Here is an 18,081-nt window from a genome sequence, read left to right as displayed (position 1 = left end):
TGACACCCTAGGAGGATCAAGCAAATTTCTTATCGCCCACGTCGCGAAAGCAGGCCCACCCATCTTAGCGACCCAGCGAAAAAACAACCAAACAGATGACTTACTGATTCAAAATTTTTGCGAAATTGAATAACTGCATGTGTATTGATGCGGTAGGCTCCTTTCCGACATGATTGGCGGCCGTGGTGACGCACCCACAGCCTTGCCTCAACGTCCTCTGTCGGCCTCACTGAAGTATTCAGCCATTTCCGTTTTTTGGGCGCGAACCTCATGACGCACAAGAGAGACTACCTGACCCTGCACCGCAATGCAGAAAAGATCATGACGTACCTTCGCGAGCATCAACCCTCGACGGTTGCGACTATCGCGCGCTCTGGAATCATCACATCGCGCGCCGCTACGGACGCGATCCAGTACGCCATGCGGTGCGGCGCAATTACGCGGGAGTTGTCCCCACACGCGAGATATTGCGAACGTTTTCAATATCGCTTGACGGGACAGAGTCTCTGCCCGGAACCTCGCGGCAAAGAAACAATCGAGCCGTCGTTCGACGCATTGCTAGGTGCGTGGGGTATAGCTCCCACGAAAAAAATCGCATCCACCACCTTACCCAGCCGAACGATCATCGTTGAGTGATTCAAATACCTATCCACCTTGGAAGGGAACAAGCAATGACAGATACTCGAGCTCTTGCTCGACAAGCCTTGATCGCTACGGGACTATGCGGGGTGAGCATACACTGCGACAGTGGCAGCCACGGGGATAAGCCAGAAGGAATGCCGTGGTTCGCGAAAGCGGTGCTGGACGAAGCAGTGAGTTACGGCTTTGAAGGTGATCTCGAGTTACGCTCGCTGATTATGAACGGGCTGATTTCGGCTCGGACGCTACAACTTATCGACGAGGCACTTCGTGCAATCCCAGAAACGGGGTTTGCCGATATGGATATCGCGGTGTCACGCGCCGATGGCTGAAAAAGCGGATAGCTCCATAGGAAATGTGCCTATCGGTTGCATCTCTCTGTGGCGCCGGGTTCTTTGCGGCTAAACCTAAGATGTGGGGAAAACGATGGGCCTCATGGAGAAATTGCTCGCGAGAAGTATTCCACCCGGCACGGCGAAACGGCGCGTGTTGGCCCGCGTGCTTTTAGACGATGCAGGTCATGTACAAGCAGTACAACTCACGCGCAGTTGCGGCGACCCGAGCCTCGATCATCAAGCGCTACAGGTACTTAGAAATACGAGATGCCCCGGTACACGCCTCGGATCGAAAACATCGCGTCGTTGGCATGACGTTGCCTACACGATCGAATAGTTCATACGGTCGAGCGCCGTCGGCGCTCTTCTGAGCACGAAAGCCTACATTTCACGAAATATCGTCGACACCACAAATTAAGGCATCTAGATTATCGGGGCACTGGAATGCGTCATACGGAACGTGCGACGCGTACTGCCTTGCCTAGTTCTCGTTTCGTCCCGCGGACTTGATCTTCCACCTGATCGGGCCCCTGTTCCTTGCTGCCTAATCACCGAGCACACGAGGTGGAAGATGCTGGCTGATGACGAACTCACACCTGATGAATCTGGTAGTGTTGCTCGAGACCATTGAAGACGACAATCGGTAGCAACCATGTGCGTCCACTTGGGAGTCGCTGTCGGCAATCCATCCCACGGATCGTGAGCTTCGCTTCGGAGACTGGCACGCATGAAAAAATGCCAACTCAAGAACGTTGGCAAAAAGGGCCGACACTGTGACCGAAAGATAGTTATCTGGGAAACGCTACGCCGAGAACATGACGCAATTGTCTGACGCATTGGTTCGCCTCGTCAGCAGAAGTATTTTCGGCGAGCACATCAAGTAATGTGATGAATGCGGACAGAAAAGCGTCGGACACCGGGGTACCCCGCGATCGTGTCCGTAAATATTCACCTCGTCCGAACAACTGTTGGATAAACTCTACCTGACGAACGGCAAATTGTTCGTCGTCCTGTGGAGGCGCAGCTACCACGGAAGATTGATTCGGGAGAAAACTGATCGGTAGACGAATGTGGCGCTGAGCGTCAGTCATTGACGATCTCCGGACTACATATTTGGGCAAGCGGCAACTTGTCGAAGTTCCCGCTTTTGCATGCACGGCCACTATAGGTGGCGCCGCAGCTCGAACAACAACGCATAACAATATGCATGTTGGCTGCAAACGTCAAATGGATTTGACATGTATCAACCCGCTACTCGACAGCTCGATTGGCACCTGCTCTACGAGGAAGTCAAACGGCGTGGACAGTTTGGTAGCGACGCCCAGTTGGCAGAGTGCCTGGGTCTGACGCGCGCGCAAATTTCCGCGTGGCGCACCGGCAAAAGCGAGCTTGGGACGTTGATCAAGCTCAAACTGCTCGATGCATTGGGTGTAGATAGTCTGCGATCGATCCTGCACAGTCTCTATCCCGTTCGCGACCATGACGATCTGATTCGGCGCCAGGCCGAGTTAGTCGAACGCGTTAACCTGGGGACCCACGCGTCAATGATTGTTGCAACATCTGAAATTGACGCTGCACCGCTAGTGGATCGACTACCTTGGAATGACAATGCCGTGCTTGCAGCGCTTCCGGAAGCCGAGCGAGCCTATCTCGCGCCGCACGTTGGACTCGTGATGTTGTCGCCGGGACTGATTGTCGACGATACCGACGCTATCTACTTTCCGACGACGGCACTGCTGTCGATGGTCTTCGCCGTGGGAAAGCTCGACTCAATGAGTATGGCTCGCATCGGGCGCGAGGGGTGCGCAGGCCGCCGGCTTTTTTTGGGCGACGATTTGCCACCGAGACACGTCATCGTGCAGCAGAAGGGTTACGCCCTACGTGCAAAAGGCGAAATGTTCCGGGCGACCCTGGCGCGAAATCACGCCCTGCAGCGCGCATACGTTGATTGCGCTCGGATAGTCACAACCCAGTTGATAGGGCAGACATCGTCAACCGAGTAACCGATGCTAGGTCTGCGCGTTCGTCACCCGATCCGTCGGTTTCGTCCGTTTGCGACTGTGAGAGTCACCGGATTCCACTCTGTCAAATGCGGTCGATCGGAGAGACAAATCGAAATTTGAAATCGGTATGGAAAATGTCAATACTTGTCGCCTATCCTCTTCCAAAGTTAGGCTCGCGAGACGCGCTCGGGCCTGTTGCCCACCAGGCAGATCATAAATCTGCAATGGTCTTCTGAATACGACGCGATGCCAAGGTTACGCCAAACTTCCACTCTAAACGCAAATGGATAAGGCGACTTTATCGAATCCTTGGCTAGCGGCATCGCAAGGTGATGTCCAAGCACTGCAAGCCCTATTTCGGCTGGGTGCTGACATAATTGCCACCGATGCAAATGGGCATACCATTGCGCATCTGGCCGCAAGCGTTGGCCATATCGAAGTCTTGCAGGCTCTGTATAGGTTCGGCAATACGGCTCGGGAGTCGCTGCATATCGCCACTGGCCCACATGGGTACGCCCCTGCACATCTCGCCGCAAGATCTGGCCAGGTTGAAGTGTTGCAGGTTCTATATGAATTCGGTTCCGCCACCCGGTCCTCTTTACATATTCCGTCGGGTAGACATGGATTCACTCCTGCCTATCTCGCCGCCGAGGACGGGCGCGTTGAAGTTTTGCAAACATTGCATAGTTTCGGCGGCGAGGCTCGGGAATCATTGCATATGCCTACCGGCCCATATGGGTTCACTCTCGCCCATCTCGCCGTGCAGGTCGATCAGGTTCCGGTGTTGCGTGCTCTAAGCAAGCTTGGCGGTGCAGCTCGAGACAGCTTGCGGGGTTGTGCCGGCCCACATGAATTCACTCCGGCTCACGTCGCGGCTTATGTGGGTAATGTCGAGGCCCTGCAAGCACTACACGATTTCGGCGGTGCAGCTCGAGCGTCCTTATATCTCCCCGTCGGTCAAGACCAGTACACACCCGCACATGCCGCTGCACAAGCGGGTCAAGTAGAAGTCTTGCGAGTTCTGCACGGCTTGGGCGATGCCGTTCAAGCCTCCCTACATGCTCGTACAGGACCACATGGATTTACACCTGCTCACGTGGCTGCATTGTCGGATCAAGCAGAGGTCCTGCAAGTCCTATACGACCTCGGCGGGTTGACTCGCGCATCCTTGTACGTCCCGGCCGGCAAATAGTAAGCGGCCGCGACGTAAGGCCTTTCTAAGGCATCCCCTCCTCAGCGCGCGAGCGGCCTAGCGCCCAGAGGGATCCGGGAACCTGGCTCAGGCTGGCTCAACCCCCTGTCTCTGGCAATCTCGGACGGGGTGCGTCTGTCGCAATTCATGTTACGTATACTGGCGCCCACGGTATCGAGTGGCCACGGCGAATTGGAATGCAGTAACCGGGAGAAGTCCATGATGGCGTTGTCCAATAGGCAAATGGTTCATATATCTGTCTTTAACATAAACGTGACATCCATACACTTCATATACATGCCACTCACTAGCCAAGCCTGCATGTGACCGAGCCATGCCCGTAAAGAGCTTCCAGCCATTCTCGATGCATGCGGCATCGGCCAACAAACAACGCCTTCCGCCCATAACGCTCTTGCCTCCATGCTTGGTCATCAGCTCGAAAGTCTTATCCAATAAACCTTTGTCAAACGCGATGGCCCTGTTATTGGATAAGCTTTGTTCGGCATCCGTAAGGGATGCGTCGTAGTCGATGGCGAAGGATTGAGAGCCACGAGCATAAGTCATCGACGAAGCGCGGACAGAAAATGGCAGTACGCAAGGGAGTGCATGCCGTTTGTCCGAACGCATGTGGGGTTGGCGATTTAACCCCGACACTGCGGGAAGCGATAGCCGCGTGCTTTGCCGTGCCCTGCCGAACAAGGGTTTCTACACACACGTTGCCGGAGGTTGTTGCAATGTTTAGCAATTTGCTCACGCTCGCCCGCAGGTACTTTCTGCCTACCACCAACGGGTGGAGGAACGTCTTTGCGCAGGCCGTTCCAGATCATCAGATAAGCGATGCAATTGGAAAATGGCTACTACAAGCCGTGACTGGTGACCCGTCCGATTGCAAAGACAGACCGTTCCCGGCAGCATGGGGGCGTCCTAGCCCGACCTCGCTGTCGGCAATGAACCATCTGCGGGACCTACAGTTGTACCACGCACAAGCGCCAAAGCGAATGCCCGTTGCAACGCCGCGGCTCGCTCCATTCGCCAGCCCGTAGTGATCGGCAACACATTGGGCGCCTTTCTCCGGTGTCGCATACGACAGTGAGCAATACGGCGCGAACGAGAAAGACCATGAGTGCAATCGACGAAGCTGACCGATTTATTGGCAATGTGCTAACCACGGGCTTGACTACGCTCGTGGTGTTCGCGGGCATTGATTTCGTGGATAGCGAAGTACTCCAGACCAGCATCGTTTCACCGATTAGAGAGGTCGTACTCGTTGCAGGCATATCTGCGGCGATTTACCTCGGGTTACCATGGTTGCGCCACAAAATTTTCCCGGCGCCCTATCTGAGTTTCCGTGATGAATCGCCACATCCAGCGGTAATGCGGGCGCGGCTTGTGGGCCTATTTTCAGGTCTCGTCGCGAGGGCGTTCTTCGTCGCAAGCCTTACCTAAATCGATGTGCTCAAACAGTGAGAAGCGGCGCTGGATGTCGCAGCGCGTACGGAGTGCTAGCGATGCATGCAAGAACGGTGACTAACCCGGCTTTGGATAGCAAAGCTGCAACGCTCGATGAAGCAATGGCGCTCGAGGCGGCTGGGCGTTGGGAGGATGCACGCAAACTTTATGAGCATTGCCACGAGGCAGACCCATTCACCCGCGACCTGAACGCGGTGATGCAGGAGTTGCGCTGCTCGATCAATCTTTGCTATTGGCATCGCTACGAACACCTGCAACGTATCTTGATGCATGCCGTCGACAACGGGGGCTATGTGTTGGGCGAAACATCCGTTGCATCTCCGGTGCTGTCGGGATCACGTTTGCGTCAGTGCGCGCAACGCGCCGCGGTTGCACATACACGGGCTGCTCGAACTGCGGTGCCGGCGTTCGAGTCAGTAGGGCAATTCGAAAGTAATCGTACGGCAGGTCGCCTGAAAGTGGGATTTCTTGGCTGCGATTTCGCCAATCAGGCCACGTCCTATCTGATGGTCGGACTCATCGAGGAGCATGATCGCGAGGCATTCGAGTATATCGCTTTCGATTTTGGTCACGCGAGCGAAGGCGACTCTTTGCGTCAGCGCATCAAGGTGGCATTTGACCGTTTTCATCACGTGGCGGAACTGGATAACGGTGAGCTCGCTGCCTACATCGCGCGGCAGAACATCGACGTGCTGCTTTTCCTAAAGGGGCCGACGGATGCACGGTGCGGTGTGCTCGCACGACGCCCCGCCCCAGTACAGTTCGCTTACCTATACTATCCGGCCACTTTTGGCGGCTCGCTCGTGGATGGCATCATCGCTGACGACATCGTCGTGCCAAAAGAACTCGAATCAAATTATTCCGAGGCAGTCGTGCGGCTGCCTCGCTGTTACCAGCCTAACGATGCGCGGCGGCCGTTGCCGGTACGCGTTTCAAGAGAAGAGGTGGGGCTGCCATCCGACGCGTTCGTGTTGGCCAACTTCGGTCAGGCGTGGAAGATCACGCCTGGTATGTTTGATCTTTGGTGCGCGCTGTTACGCCGTTACCCGACATGTGTGTTGTGGCTACTCGATTTTTGCGAGTCGACTGTTTGCAACTTGCGCAACGAAGCAGCCATTCGGGGCGTCAAGCCGGAACGGCTGATTTTCGGACCCTTTGAGAATTCCCAAAGGCATTTGTCGAGATTGACGTGCGCGGACCTGATGCTGGATACCAGTCCTTACGGCGGGCACACGGGTACCAGTGACGCGCTTTGGGCCGGCGTGCCCGTGGTGACCTTGAGCGCAGAAACATTTGCTTCGCGCGTCGCGGCATCGCTGCTTCACGCCGTCGGTCTCGACCAGCTCGTCGCGAGTAGTGCGGAAGAATACGTGCGCATAGTAAGCGGTCTCCTCGAACAGCCTGAACGTGTAAACGTGCTCAAGGCGCATCTCAACAAAGGGCGCACGGAGTTCCAGCTGTTCGATAGCCGCGGCTATGCGCGAGACTTCGAGGCGATGTTGCGCACGGTGGTGACGGTACCTGCCCATAGCACTTCATTGTCGGCGGGCGTTTGAGTGACGGTTCGCTACATTTCTGGAAATAAAGCTACTGCGACAGAACCGGATGGACTCCCCGCCGTCCCTCATCATGACCCACTGTCATCGCACAAACTATGTGCAGGAGAGAGATCTGCCATCAGCTCTCGCAGCGGATCGACCCAGTTCGATTTCATCTTCTGCCGATACGTTTTCACGTGTGGATACCATGTTGAGTCCTGGTACCAGCGCCAGTCGCCGTACTTCTGCAGAAGTACCTTCGTGGCGCATCCCATTGCTCCAGCCAGATTCGCGATCGATGTACACACCGTCACTACGACGTCCATTTCCCCCATCAGCGCAGCTGTGCGGCTGAAATCCGTCAGGTGCCTACTCATGTCACGCACACTGACATCGGACATCGCAGCAAGCTCAGACCGATGCTCGTCGGTCTGCAGACTGTAAAACTCAATCCCAGGTATTTTCTGCTCAAGAACTTCAATCAATTCAGCTATATGCGGTGCCGGCACATTGCGCTGACGGCGGTTATCCTCCGTCGAGACCGGATTCGAACTCCACGCAATACCGATCCTCAGGCGTGTATCAACCGTGCGTGGCAATAGTGCCCGCATGTACTGCACATCATCCGGATGGGGTCGAAGATATGCCACGGGGGCACTGTCCTTTTTCACCCACAGCGGCAGATCGCCAATTGGCGCGTGGCAGATATCGGCGTGCTCCCGTAACAGCGAGCTGCCAAGTACCGCGGGCTTGAGGACCTCATGTGGAAGCACATCCAGACGGGGGAAGCTTGCTTCAAAAAGTCTGACCAGTGAGGGACGGCAGGCTGTCACCACTGTCGCGCCAATAGCCCCGGCACGCGCGAGCAATGGCTCGAGATAGCTACTGAACAGGATCTCGTCCCCGGCGCCCTGCTCACCATGGAGCAGCAGCAGGGTGCCAGACCTCAACTCGCCCGTCCATCGGGGATAAGGATAGTCGGCACAACGCAGACTAATTTTCTGGCCAGCCTCGAAACGTCGCGCATAGTGCACCCACGCGTCATCGATACGGCCGCAGCCGAGCAGAAAATGCGAATATTCCCAGTGCGTCAACGGATCATCGTCTTCGGCAAGCTGCTGCCGGAAAAGACTATCTGCGCGTTCCTGCAGTCCGAGGTAGGCGCAGCATACCGCCATCCGGTGCGCCATTTTCGGGCGCATACGCCCTTCAATACCCAACAGCCGGTCAAAACATTCGAGCGCCCGTGCGAAATGCTCCCGCATACGCAGCATCTCACCGTAGTTCCACAACGCATCTGCAAAAGCGGGGGCGAGCTCAAGACACAACTGGTACTCAAGCATCGCCAACGACGTCTGGCCAGTTGAAGCCAAAGTTACAGCATAGTTGTAGTGAATCTGCGCGTCCTCAGGAGCAAGTGCTACCGCATGTCTGAATACGGCAATCGCTTCATCGAGGTGGCCCATGCCACTATGGGATAGTGCAAGAAGGAGGTGGGCAAAACCACTGTCAGGATTACAGGCTATCGCAAAGCGCGCAGATCGCTGCGCCTCGGCCGCGCGTCCTGCCTGAAGATGTTCAAGCGACTCACGCACCAGCCGCTGGTGCACCTGTGCGCCACCCGCCATGACGGCACCGCCTCGGGCAATATCTTTCACCCCGTTCACATTCATTATCCACGTCTGCCTTTTCCGTGCCAGCGTGCATCTTTCCAGAACATAATTCCGCCAGCCCACTTTTACATTTCATTCTTTCGTGACTTCAGGTCATCCAGTCCCGCCAGACTGGTCCCACCCTTGTCGATCGCCACTCTCCCGGACCGCGTTCTGGTCGATAGCCTTATCAGGGCATTTTGCGTCACCGCCTTGCGGGACGACCGGTACGCGTCCCCTGCACCACCCCGATAACCCAACAACAATATCCCTCCGCACGATCATTGACAACGGATGTTATCGTGGCTCCCCAGCTCATTGGCCAGTTAGTCGCTCTGACGCAGCACGCTCCGCCTCCTGCTCAAGCGCTTGACGAAGTTGTCCGGTATCACGATCGAACGTACTTCATCAAAAGTCATGTTTCGAGGAGTCGGATGTGTCAAACGTACACGTCTGGATCTGTGGAAGTCGGAGGCGGGTAACCGCCTCCGGCGACCTGACTGAATGAGACCTGCCGTACTCGCGCATCAGTTCAAGGTATGACTCACACCAACCACCACACCAAAATCGGGTTTGCTCAACGTTGGCACTACAGATAGTCCGCCGTTGAACCGCCACGAACCACTCTCAGACGTCCCTCCGGCACCAATGGCCAGTGCCGCTTGGCCGTGGTAGTAGCCCGTAGCTGCCGCCATAGAAACCTTTCCTGGACTATCGTCGTATCGCAGCCCTGCGGCCGCCATCGCTGCGGCGGTGCCGGCATAGGCTTCCTGTTGATTGGTCGTAATTTGGCTTTGCAGATTGTTGATACCTGCATTCAGTTGCTCCACGTTCACTGCGTCGGTTGGATTCACACCCGGTGCAACGTTGGTGATGGTCCGTTCGTTGCCTGGCGAACCCACCGAAACAGAGTTCGGCGTCGTGGCGATCGAGTTCGCACCCAGCGCGACCGAGTTCGTAGCCGTGGCCGTGGCCGCTGCACCCAGGGCAACCGCATTGTTACCCGAAGCAAGCGAATTCGAACCGATTGCCGTCGTCGGGTCGGCAAGCGCTTGCGCTTGGTAACCAATGGCCACCGAGCCATCGTTGGTCGCCACGGAGCGGAAGCCCACCGCCGTCGTGTTGGCGCTGTTCGCATGGGCGTTACTACCAATCGCTGTCGCGCCATTGGTCGCCGCGGTCGCGCAAAGCCCTGCGCCCGTCGCATCGGCACCGTTTGCTTCATTACACGTTGCCGCATTCACCGTCGACAGCACGCTGTTGTTTTGCGTCGCACCGGCCGTTTGCACCATGCCGTTAGTGCCCCCCCCTATCGTGACCCCACCCAACGCCGTCGCGTTACTGGCCGATGCCGCTGACGCCGCCTGAATCAGTGGCGACAACGAGGTGGAGACCGATGCCACACCTGTGGACAGTGACGCGATGCCCGTCGAAACGGATGTGCTCAAAGCAGTGACGGTGTTGTTCGTCGTGCTCAACCCTGTCGACAGCGACGTTACTCCGCTTTCCGCCGTACTGATGCCCGTCGAGAACGTGCCGACCGTTGTTGACAGAGAGTTCACCGAACTGGTCGTCGAGCTGATGCTCGTCGAGAATGTGCCCACGGTCGTCGACAGAGAGCTCACCGAACTCGTCGCCGAACTGATGCTCGTCGAGAATGTGCCGACCGTCGTCGACAAAGAGCTCACTGAACTGAGCGCCGAGCTAACGCCCGTCGAAGCCGATGTGCTCAGGCTCGTCACGTTGCTGTTCGTCGTCGACAAGCCCGTCGACAGCGATCCGACATCCGTCGACTCTTGCGTCGACAGGCTCGTCACGTTGCTATTGGTCGTGCTCAACCCCGTGGACAACGATGTCACACCGCTCTGCGCTGTGCTGATCCCCGTCGAGGCCGACGTGCTCAGGCTCGTCACATTGCTGTTCGTCGTCGACAAACCCGTCGACAGCGATCCGACATCCGTCGACTCTTGCGTCGACAGGCTCGTTACGTTGCTGTTGGTTGTGCTCAACCCCGTGGACAACGACGTCACACCGCTCTGTGCTGTGCTGATCCCTGTCGACGCCGATGTGCTCAGGCTCGTCACGTTGCTATTGGTCGTGCTCAACCCCGTGGACAACGACGTCACGCCACTTTGCGCTGTGCTGATCCCCGTCGAGGCCGACGTGCTCAAGCTCGTCACGTTGCTGTTCGTCGTCGACAGCCCCGTCGACAACGACGTCACGCCACTTTGCGCCGTGCTGATCCCCGTCGAAGCCGATGTGCTCAGGCTCGTCACATTGCTGTTCGTCGTCGACAAGCCCGTCGACAGCGATCCGACATCCGTCGACTCTTGCGTCGACAGGCTCGTTACGTTGCTGTTGGTTGTGCTCAACCCCGTGGACAACGACGTCACACCGCTCTGCGCCGTGCTGATCCCCGTCGAAGCCGATGTGCTCAGGCTCGTCACATTGCTATTCGTCGTCGACAGCCCCGTCGACAGCGACGTCACGCCACTTTGCGCTGTGCTGATCCCCGTCGAGGCCGACGTGCTCAAGCTCGTCACGTTGCTGTTCGTCGTCGACAGCCCCGTCGACAACGACGTCACGCCACTTTGCGCCGTGCTGATCCCCGTCGAAGCCGACGTGCTCAGGCTCGTCACATTGCTGTTCGTCGTCGACAAGCCCGTCGACAGCGATCCGACATCCGTCGACTCTTGCGTCGACAGGCTCGTTACGTTGCTGTTGGTTGTGCTCAACCCCGTGGACAACGACGTCACACCGCTCTGCGCCGTGCTGATCCCCGTCGAAGCCGATGTGCTCAGGCTCGTCACGTTGCTATTCGTCGTCGACAGCCCCGTCGACAGCGATGTCACACCGCTCTGCGCCGTGCTGATCCCTGTCGAGGCCGATGTGCTCAGGCTCGTTACGTTGCTGTTCGTCGTGCTCAGGCCTGTCGACAATGATGTCACGCCACTTTGTGCCGTGCTGATCCCTGTCGAAGCCGATGTGCTCAGGCTCGTCACGTTGCTATTGGTCGTGCTCAACCCCGTGGACAACGACGTCACGCCACTTTGCGCTGTGCTGATCCCCGTCGAGGCCGATGTGCTCAGGCTTGTCACATTACTGTTCGTCGTCGACAGGCCTGTCGACAACGACGTCACGCCACTTTGCGCCGTGCTGATCCCCGTCGAAGCCGACGTGCTCAGGCTCGTCACATTGCTGTTCGTCGTCGACAAGCCCGTCGACAGCGATCCGACATCCGTCGACTCTTGCGTCGACAGGCTCGTTACGTTGCTGTTGGTTGTGCTCAACCCCGTGGACAACGACGTCACACCGCTCTGCGCCGTGCTGATCCCCGTCGAAACCGATGTGCTCAGGCTCGTCACGTTGCTATTCGTCGTCGACAGCCCCGTCGACAGCGATGTCACACCGCTCTGCGCCGTGCTGATCCCTGTCGAGGCCGATGTGCTCAGGCTCGTCACGTTGCTATTGGTCGTGCTCAACCCCGTGGACAACGATGTCACGCCACTTTGCGCTGTGCTGATCCCCGTCGAGGCCGACGTGCTCAAGCTCGTCACGTTGCTGTTCGTCGTCGACAGCCCCGTCGACAACGACGTCACGCCACTTTGCGCCGTGCTGATCCCCGTCGAAGCCGACGTGCTCAGGCTCGTCACGTTGCTGTTCGTCGTCGACAGCCCCGTCGACAACGACGTCACGCCACTTTGCGCCGTGCTGATCCCCGTCGAAGCCGACGTGCTCAGGCTCGTCACATTGCTGTTCGTCGTCGACAAACCCGTCGACAGCGATCCGACATCCGTCGACTCTTGCGTCGACAGGCTCGTTACGTTGCTGTTGGTTGTGCTCAACCCCGTGGACAACGACGTCACACCGCTCTGTGCTGTGCTGATCCCTGTCGACGCCGATGTGCTCAGGCTCGTCACGTTGCTATTGGTCGTGCTCAACCCCGTGGACAACGACGTCACGCCACTTTGCGCTGTGCTGATCCCCGTCGAGGCCGACGTGCTCAAGCTCGTCACGTTGCTGTTCGTCGTCGACAGCCCCGTCGACAACGACGTCACGCCACTTTGCGCCGTGCTGATCCCCGTCGAAGCCGATGTGCTCAGGCTCGTCACATTGCTGTTCGTCGTCGACAAACCCGTCGACAGCGATCCGACATCCGTCGACTCTTGCGTCGACAGGCTCGTTACGTTGCTGTTGGTTGTGCTCAACCCCGTGGACAACGACGTCACACCGCTCTGTGCTGTGCTGATCCCTGTCGACGCCGATGTGCTCAGGCTCGTCACGTTGCTATTGGTCGTGCTCAACCCCGTGGACAACGACGTCACGCCACTTTGCGCTGTGCTGATCCCCGTCGAGGCCGATGTGCTCAAGCTCGTCACGTTGCTGTTCGTCGTCGACAGCCCCGTCGACAACGACGTCACGCCACTTTGCGCCGTGCTGATCCCCGTCGAAGCCGATGTGCTCAGGCTCGTCACGTTGCTGTTCGTCGTCGACAAGCCCGTCGACAGCGATCCGACATCCGTCGACTCTTGCGTCGACAGGCTCGTTACGTTGCTGTTGGTTGTGCTCAACCCCGTGGACAACGACGTCACACCGCTCTGCGCCGTGCTGATCCCCGTCGAAGCCGACGTGCTCAGGCTCGTCACATTGCTATTCGTCGTCGACAGCCCCGTCGACAGCGACGTCACGCCACTTTGTGCCGTGCTGATCCCTGTCGAGGCCGACGTGCTCAAGCTCGTCACGTTGCTATTGGTCGTGCTCAACCCCGTGGACAACGATGTCACACCGCTCTGCGCCGTGCTGATCCCTGTCGACGCCGATGTGCTCAAGCTCGTCACATTGCTGTTCGTCGTCGACAAACCCGTCGACAGCGATCCGACATCCGTCGACTCTTGCGTCGACAGGCTCGTTACGTTGCTGTTGGTTGTGCTCAACCCCGTGGACAACGACGTCACACCGCTCTGCGCCGTGCTGATCCCCGTCGAAGCCGATGTGCTCAGGCTCGTCACGTTGCTATTCGTCGTCGACAGCCCCGTCGACAGCGATGTCACACCGCTCTGCGCCGTGCTGATCCCTGTCGAGGCCGATGTGCTCAGGCTCGTCACGTTGCTATTGGTCGTGCTCAACCCCGTGGACAACGATGTCACACCGCTCTGCGCCGTGCTGATCCCTGTCGACGCCGATGTGCTCAAGCTCGTCACATTGCTATTCGTCGTCGACAGCCCCGTCGACAGCGACGTCACGCCACTTTGCGCTGTGCTGATCCCTGTCGACGCCGATGTGCTCAGGCTCGTCACGTTGCTATTGGTCGTGCTCAACCCCGTGGACAACGACGTCACGCCACTTTGCGCTGTGCTGATCCCCGTCGAGGCCGACGTGCTCAGGCTCGTCACATTGCTATTCGTCGTCGACAGCCCCGTCGACAGCGACGTCACGCCACTTTGTGCCGTGCTGATCCCCGTCGAAGCCGATGTGCTCAGGCTTGTCACGTTGCTATTGGTCGTGCTCAACCCCGTGGACAACGATGTCACACCGCTCTGCGCCGTGCTGATCCCTGTCGACGCCGATGTGCTCAAGCTCGTCACATTGCTGTTCGTCGTCGACAAACCCGTCGACAGCGATCCGACATCCGTCGACTCTTGCGTCGACAGGCTCGTTACGTTGCTGTTGGTTGTGCTCAACCCCGTGGACAACGACGTCACACCGCTCTGCGCCGTGCTGATCCCCGTCGAAGCCGACGTGCTCAGGCTCGTCACATTGCTATTCGTCGTCGACAGCCCCGTCGACAGCGACGTCACGCCACTTTGTGCCGTGCTGATCCCTGTCGAGGCCGACGTGCTCAAGCTCGTCACGTTGCTGTTCGTCGTCGACAGCCCCGTCGACAACGACGTCACGCCACTTTGTGCCGTGCTGATCCCCGTCGAAGCCGATGTGCTCAGGCTCGTCACGTTGCTATTCGTCGTCGACAGCCCCGTCGACAGCGATGTCACACCGCTCTGCGCCGTGCTGATCCCTGTCGAGGCCGATGTGCTCAGGCTCGTCACGTTGCTATTGGTCGTGCTCAACCCCGTGGACAACGATGTCACACCGCTCTGCGCCGTGCTGATCCCTGTCGACGCCGATGTGCTCAAGCTCGTCACATTGCTATTCGTCGTGCTCAACCCCGTGGACAACGACGTCACGCCACTTTGCGCTGTGCTGATCCCTGTCGACGCCGATGTGCTCAGGCTCGTCACGTTGCTATTGGTCGTGCTCAACCCCGTGGACAACGACGTCACGCCACTTTGCGCCGTGCTGATCCCCGTCGAAGCCGATGTGCTCAGGCTCGTCACGTTGCTGTTCGTCGTCGACAAGCCCGTCGACAGCGATCCGACATCCGTCGACTCTTGCGTCGACAGGCTCGTTACGTTGCTGTTGGTTGTGCTCAACCCCGTGGACAACGACGTCACACCGCTCTGCGCCGTGCTGATCCCCGTCGAAGCCGACGTGCTCAGGCTCGTCACATTGCTATTCGTCGTCGACAGCCCCGTCGACAGCGACGTCACGCCACTTTGTGCCGTGCTAATGCCCGTCGAAGCCGATGTGCTCAGGCTCGTCACGTTGCTATTGGTCGTGCTCAACCCCGTGGACAACGATGTCACACCGCTCTGCGCCGTGCTGATCCCTGTCGACGCCGATGTGCTCAAGCTCGTCACATTGCTGTTCGTCGTCGACAAACCCGTCGACAGCGATCCGACATCCGTCGACTCTTGCGTCGACAGGCTCGTTACGTTGCTGTTGGTTGTGCTCAACCCCGTGGACAACGACGTCACACCGCTCTGTGCTGTGCTGATCCCTGTCGACGCCGATGTGCTCAGGCTCGTCACGTTGCTATTGGTCGTGCTCAACCCCGTGGACAACGACGTCACGCCACTTTGCGCTGTGCTGATCCCCGTCGAGGCCGACGTGCTCAAGCTCGTCACGTTGCTGTTCGTCGTCGACAGCCCCGTCGACAACGACGTCACGCCACTTTGCGCCGTGCTGATCCCCGTCGAAGCCGATGTGCTCAGGCTCGTCACGTTGCTGTTCGTCGTCGACAAGCCCGTCGACAGCGATCCGACATCCGTCGACTCTTGCGTCGACAGGCTCGTTACGTTGCTGTTGGTTGTGCTCAACCCCGTGGACAACGACGTCACACCGCTCTGCGCCGTGCTGATCCCCGTCGAAGCCGACGTGCTCAGGCTCGTCACATTGCTATTCGTCGTCGACAGCCCCGTCGACAGCGATGTCACACCGCTCTGCGCCGTGCTGATCCCTGTCGAGGCCGATGTGCTCAGGCTCGTCACGTTGCTATTGGTCGTGCTCAACCCCGTGGACAACGATGTCACACCGCTCTGCGCCGTGCTGATCCCTGTCGACGCCGATGTGCTCAAGCTCGTCACATTGCTATTCGTCGTCGACAGCCCCGTCGACAGCGACGTCACGCCACTTTGCGCTGTGCTGATCCCTGTCGACGCCGATGTGCTCAGGCTCGTCACGTTGCTATTGGTCGTGCTCAACCCCGTGGACAACGACGTCACGCCACTTTGCGCTGTGCTGATCCCCGTCGAGGCCGATGTGCTCAGGCTTGTCACATTACTGTTCGTCGTCGACAGGCCTGTCGACAGCGATGTCACGCCACTTTGCGCCGTGCTGATCCCCGTCGAAGTCGATGTGCTCAGGCTCGCCACATTGCTATTGGTCGTCGACAGGCCTGTCGACAGCGACGTCACACCGCTCTGCGCCGTGCTGATCCCCGTCGAAGCCGACGTGCTCAGGCTCGTCACATTGCTATTCGTCGTCGACAGCCCCGTCGACAGCGACGTCACGCCACTTTGTGCCGTGCTGATCCCTGTCGAGGCCGACGTGCTCAAGCTCGTCACGTTGCTGTTCGTCGTCGACAGCCCCGTCGACAACGACGTCACGCCACTTTGTGCTGTGCTGATCCCTGTCGAAGCCGACGTGCTCAAGCTGGTGACGTGGCTATTCGTCGTACTCAGCCCCGTCGAGACCGAGGCTACGCCGCTTTGCGCCGTGCTGATGCCGGTGGAAGCGGATGTCGAAAGGGCGTTGAGTTGTGAAACATTGACCGCATCGGTCGGGTTCACCCCGGCGGTGACGTTAGTGATGGTCCGGGTCTGGGAACTACTCCCCACACTCACGACGTTCGCGACACCGCCGTCTGTACTGTTGGCACCCAACGCGACCGAATTGCTCCCCGTCGCGGTCGCACCCGCCCCCAGCGCTGTCGTGTTCGTAATAGTCAGAGGAGTACCACTTACGCCCGCACCCGCATTGACCCCCACTGCAACGTTGCCATTGCCATTGACATACGCGCCTGCGCCCGCCCCCACGGCGCTGTTGTTAATGCCAGTGACGAAAGCGCCAGACGCATATCCACTAGCCGTGTTGTTGCTGCCGATAACGTTGTTGCTGGACAGAGCCCCGCTACCCGTGTTGCCGCTGCCGGTAACGTTGTAACTGGACTGATACCCACTACCCGTGTTGCCGCCGCCGGTAACGTTGTAAGTGGACTGATACCCGCTACCCGTGTTGTTGCTGCCGGTGACGCTGGAACTGGCGTAAACCCCACTTCCCGTATTCCCTTGGCCGGTAACATTGAAGCTGGACAGAGCCCCGCTACCTGTATTGGCATCACCACTAACATTGTAGCTAGACTCATATCCGCTACCCGTGTTGGTATTACCAATAACATTGTAGCCGGACTGATACCCGCTACCCGTGTTGTTGTTGCCGGTGACGCTGGAACTGGCTCCAGCCCCGTTTCCCGTATCCCCGTTGCCGATAACATTGTAGCTGGAGTCATATCCACTACCCGTATTGGAGCTGCCGATGACGTTGGTCCCGGACGCAGCCCCACTACCCGTGTTGTCGCTGCCGGTAACGTTGTAACTGGACTGATACCCGCTACCCGTGTTGTAGTTGCCAATGACGAGGGTACTGGCCGCAGCCCCGTTACCCGTGTTGTAGCTGCCGGTGATGCTGGCGCCGGCCGAAGTCCCGTTTCCAGTATTCAGGTTACCGGTGACGTTAACGCCAGACGCATAACCGCTAGCCGTGTTGCTGTTGCCAATAACATTGATGCCGGAGTTTAGACCGATGTAAGTATCATAGCTATCAACAGATCCTCCGGGCCCGGCGCCAAACCCATAGGACGTATCGCCCGTCCCGCACGTCGTCGTGGCATCAATTCCGTATACGCTGTCTGTGCCG

General features: G+C 58.3%; 11 protein-coding genes. 7 read left to right on the top strand and 4 right to left on the bottom strand.

All coding sequences use genetic code 11. The features are described 5' to 3' along the window. Positions 1-270 precede the first annotated feature (270 nt). The 3 genes from J3485_RS18865 (at position 271) to J3485_RS18855 (ending at position 1,311) form a co-directional block, all read left to right on the top strand. On the top strand, positions 271-636 hold the full coding sequence (locus J3485_RS18865) for a hypothetical protein (protein WP_206955922.1): 366 nt from the start codon (positions 271-273) through the stop codon (positions 634-636). A gap of 35 nt (positions 637-671) precedes the next feature. After that, positions 672-971, top strand: coding sequence for a hypothetical protein (locus J3485_RS18860; RefSeq protein ID WP_206955921.1), 300 nt, complete (start codon positions 672-674; stop codon positions 969-971). Positions 972-1,065: 94 nt separating this feature from the next. After that, on the top strand, positions 1,066-1,311 hold the full coding sequence (locus tag J3485_RS18855) for an energy transducer TonB (RefSeq protein ID WP_206955920.1): 246 nt from the start codon (positions 1,066-1,068) through the stop codon (positions 1,309-1,311). Between the two features lie 451 nt (positions 1,312-1,762). On the opposite strand, the gene J3485_RS18850 is transcribed toward J3485_RS18855, so the two are convergent. Further along, entirely contained in the window at positions 1,763-2,065 is a 303-nt protein-coding gene (locus J3485_RS18850) for a hypothetical protein (RefSeq protein ID WP_206955919.1), read from the bottom strand. Positions 2,066-2,212: 147 nt separating this feature from the next. On the opposite strand from J3485_RS18850, the gene J3485_RS18845 reads away from it, so the two are divergent. Together J3485_RS18845 and J3485_RS29565 are read left to right on the top strand one after the other, a co-directional pair. Continuing rightward, positions 2,213-2,977, top strand: a complete 765-nt coding sequence (locus tag J3485_RS18845; RefSeq protein WP_206955918.1) for a helix-turn-helix domain-containing protein — start codon at positions 2,213-2,215, stop codon at positions 2,975-2,977. A gap of 283 nt (positions 2,978-3,260) precedes the next feature. After that, positions 3,261-4,169 (top strand): ankyrin repeat domain-containing protein, encoded by a 909-nt coding sequence (locus J3485_RS29565; RefSeq protein ID WP_206955917.1) that lies wholly within the window; start codon positions 3,261-3,263, stop codon positions 4,167-4,169. Positions 4,170-4,319: 150 nt separating this feature from the next. Here the strand turns inward: J3485_RS29565 and J3485_RS18835 are convergent, their stop codons facing one another. Then, positions 4,320-4,733 carry a hypothetical protein gene (locus J3485_RS18835; RefSeq protein WP_206955916.1) on the bottom strand — a complete coding sequence of 138 codons (414 nt, stop codon included), beginning with the start codon at positions 4,731-4,733 and terminating at the stop codon, positions 4,320-4,322. Positions 4,734-5,288: 555 nt separating this feature from the next. On the opposite strand from J3485_RS18835, the gene J3485_RS18830 reads away from it, so the two are divergent. Both J3485_RS18830 and J3485_RS18825 read left to right on the top strand, forming a co-directional pair. Next, positions 5,289-5,615 (top strand): hypothetical protein, encoded by a 327-nt coding sequence (locus J3485_RS18830; protein ID WP_206955915.1) that lies wholly within the window; start codon positions 5,289-5,291, stop codon positions 5,613-5,615. A 62-nt stretch (positions 5,616-5,677) separates the two neighbouring features. Then, positions 5,678-7,195: an O-linked N-acetylglucosamine transferase, SPINDLY family protein gene (locus J3485_RS18825; RefSeq protein WP_206955914.1), complete on the top strand. Its 1,518-nt coding sequence runs from the start codon at positions 5,678-5,680 to the stop codon at positions 7,193-7,195. A 71-nt stretch (positions 7,196-7,266) separates the two neighbouring features. Here the strand turns inward: J3485_RS18825 and J3485_RS18820 are convergent, their stop codons facing one another. Together J3485_RS18820 and J3485_RS29560 are read right to left on the bottom strand one after the other, a co-directional pair. Next, positions 7,267-8,844: a tetratricopeptide repeat protein gene (locus J3485_RS18820; RefSeq protein WP_206955913.1), complete on the bottom strand. Its 1,578-nt coding sequence runs from the start codon at positions 8,842-8,844 to the stop codon at positions 7,267-7,269. Between the two features lie 512 nt (positions 8,845-9,356). Next, positions 9,357-16,580, bottom strand: coding sequence for a YadA-like family protein (locus J3485_RS29560; protein ID WP_445267853.1), 7,224 nt, complete (start codon positions 16,578-16,580; stop codon positions 9,357-9,359). Positions 16,581-18,081: the final 1,501 nt, after the last annotated feature.

Source organism: Trinickia acidisoli (genome assembly GCF_017315725.1).
Taxonomy (GTDB): domain Bacteria; phylum Pseudomonadota; class Gammaproteobacteria; order Burkholderiales; family Burkholderiaceae; genus Trinickia; species Trinickia acidisoli.
The sequence above is the reverse complement of the archived record's forward strand: the minus strand, read 5'-3'. Positions and strand labels throughout refer to the sequence as shown.

Excerpts from the sequence above, each read along its gene's own strand:
- J3485_RS18865 (WP_206955922.1), top strand. The coding sequence starts at position 271 with ATGACGCACAAGAGAGACTACCTGACCCTGCACCGCAATGCAGAAAAG.
- J3485_RS18860 (WP_206955921.1), top strand. The coding sequence starts at position 672 with ATGACAGATACTCGAGCTCTTGCTCGACAAGCCTTGATCGCTACGGGA.
- J3485_RS18855 (WP_206955920.1), top strand. The coding sequence starts at position 1,066 with ATGGGCCTCATGGAGAAATTGCTCGCGAGAAGTATTCCACCCGGCACG.
- J3485_RS18850 (WP_206955919.1), bottom strand. The coding sequence starts at position 2,065 with ATGACTGACGCTCAGCGCCACATTCGTCTACCGATCAGTTTTCTCCCG.
- J3485_RS18845 (WP_206955918.1), top strand. The coding sequence starts at position 2,213 with ATGTATCAACCCGCTACTCGACAGCTCGATTGGCACCTGCTCTACGAG.
- J3485_RS29565 (WP_206955917.1), top strand. The coding sequence starts at position 3,261 with ATGGATAAGGCGACTTTATCGAATCCTTGGCTAGCGGCATCGCAAGGT.
- J3485_RS18835 (WP_206955916.1), bottom strand. The coding sequence starts at position 4,733 with ATGACTTATGCTCGTGGCTCTCAATCCTTCGCCATCGACTACGACGCA.
- J3485_RS18830 (WP_206955915.1), top strand. The coding sequence starts at position 5,289 with ATGAGTGCAATCGACGAAGCTGACCGATTTATTGGCAATGTGCTAACC.
- J3485_RS18825 (WP_206955914.1), top strand. The coding sequence starts at position 5,678 with ATGCATGCAAGAACGGTGACTAACCCGGCTTTGGATAGCAAAGCTGCA.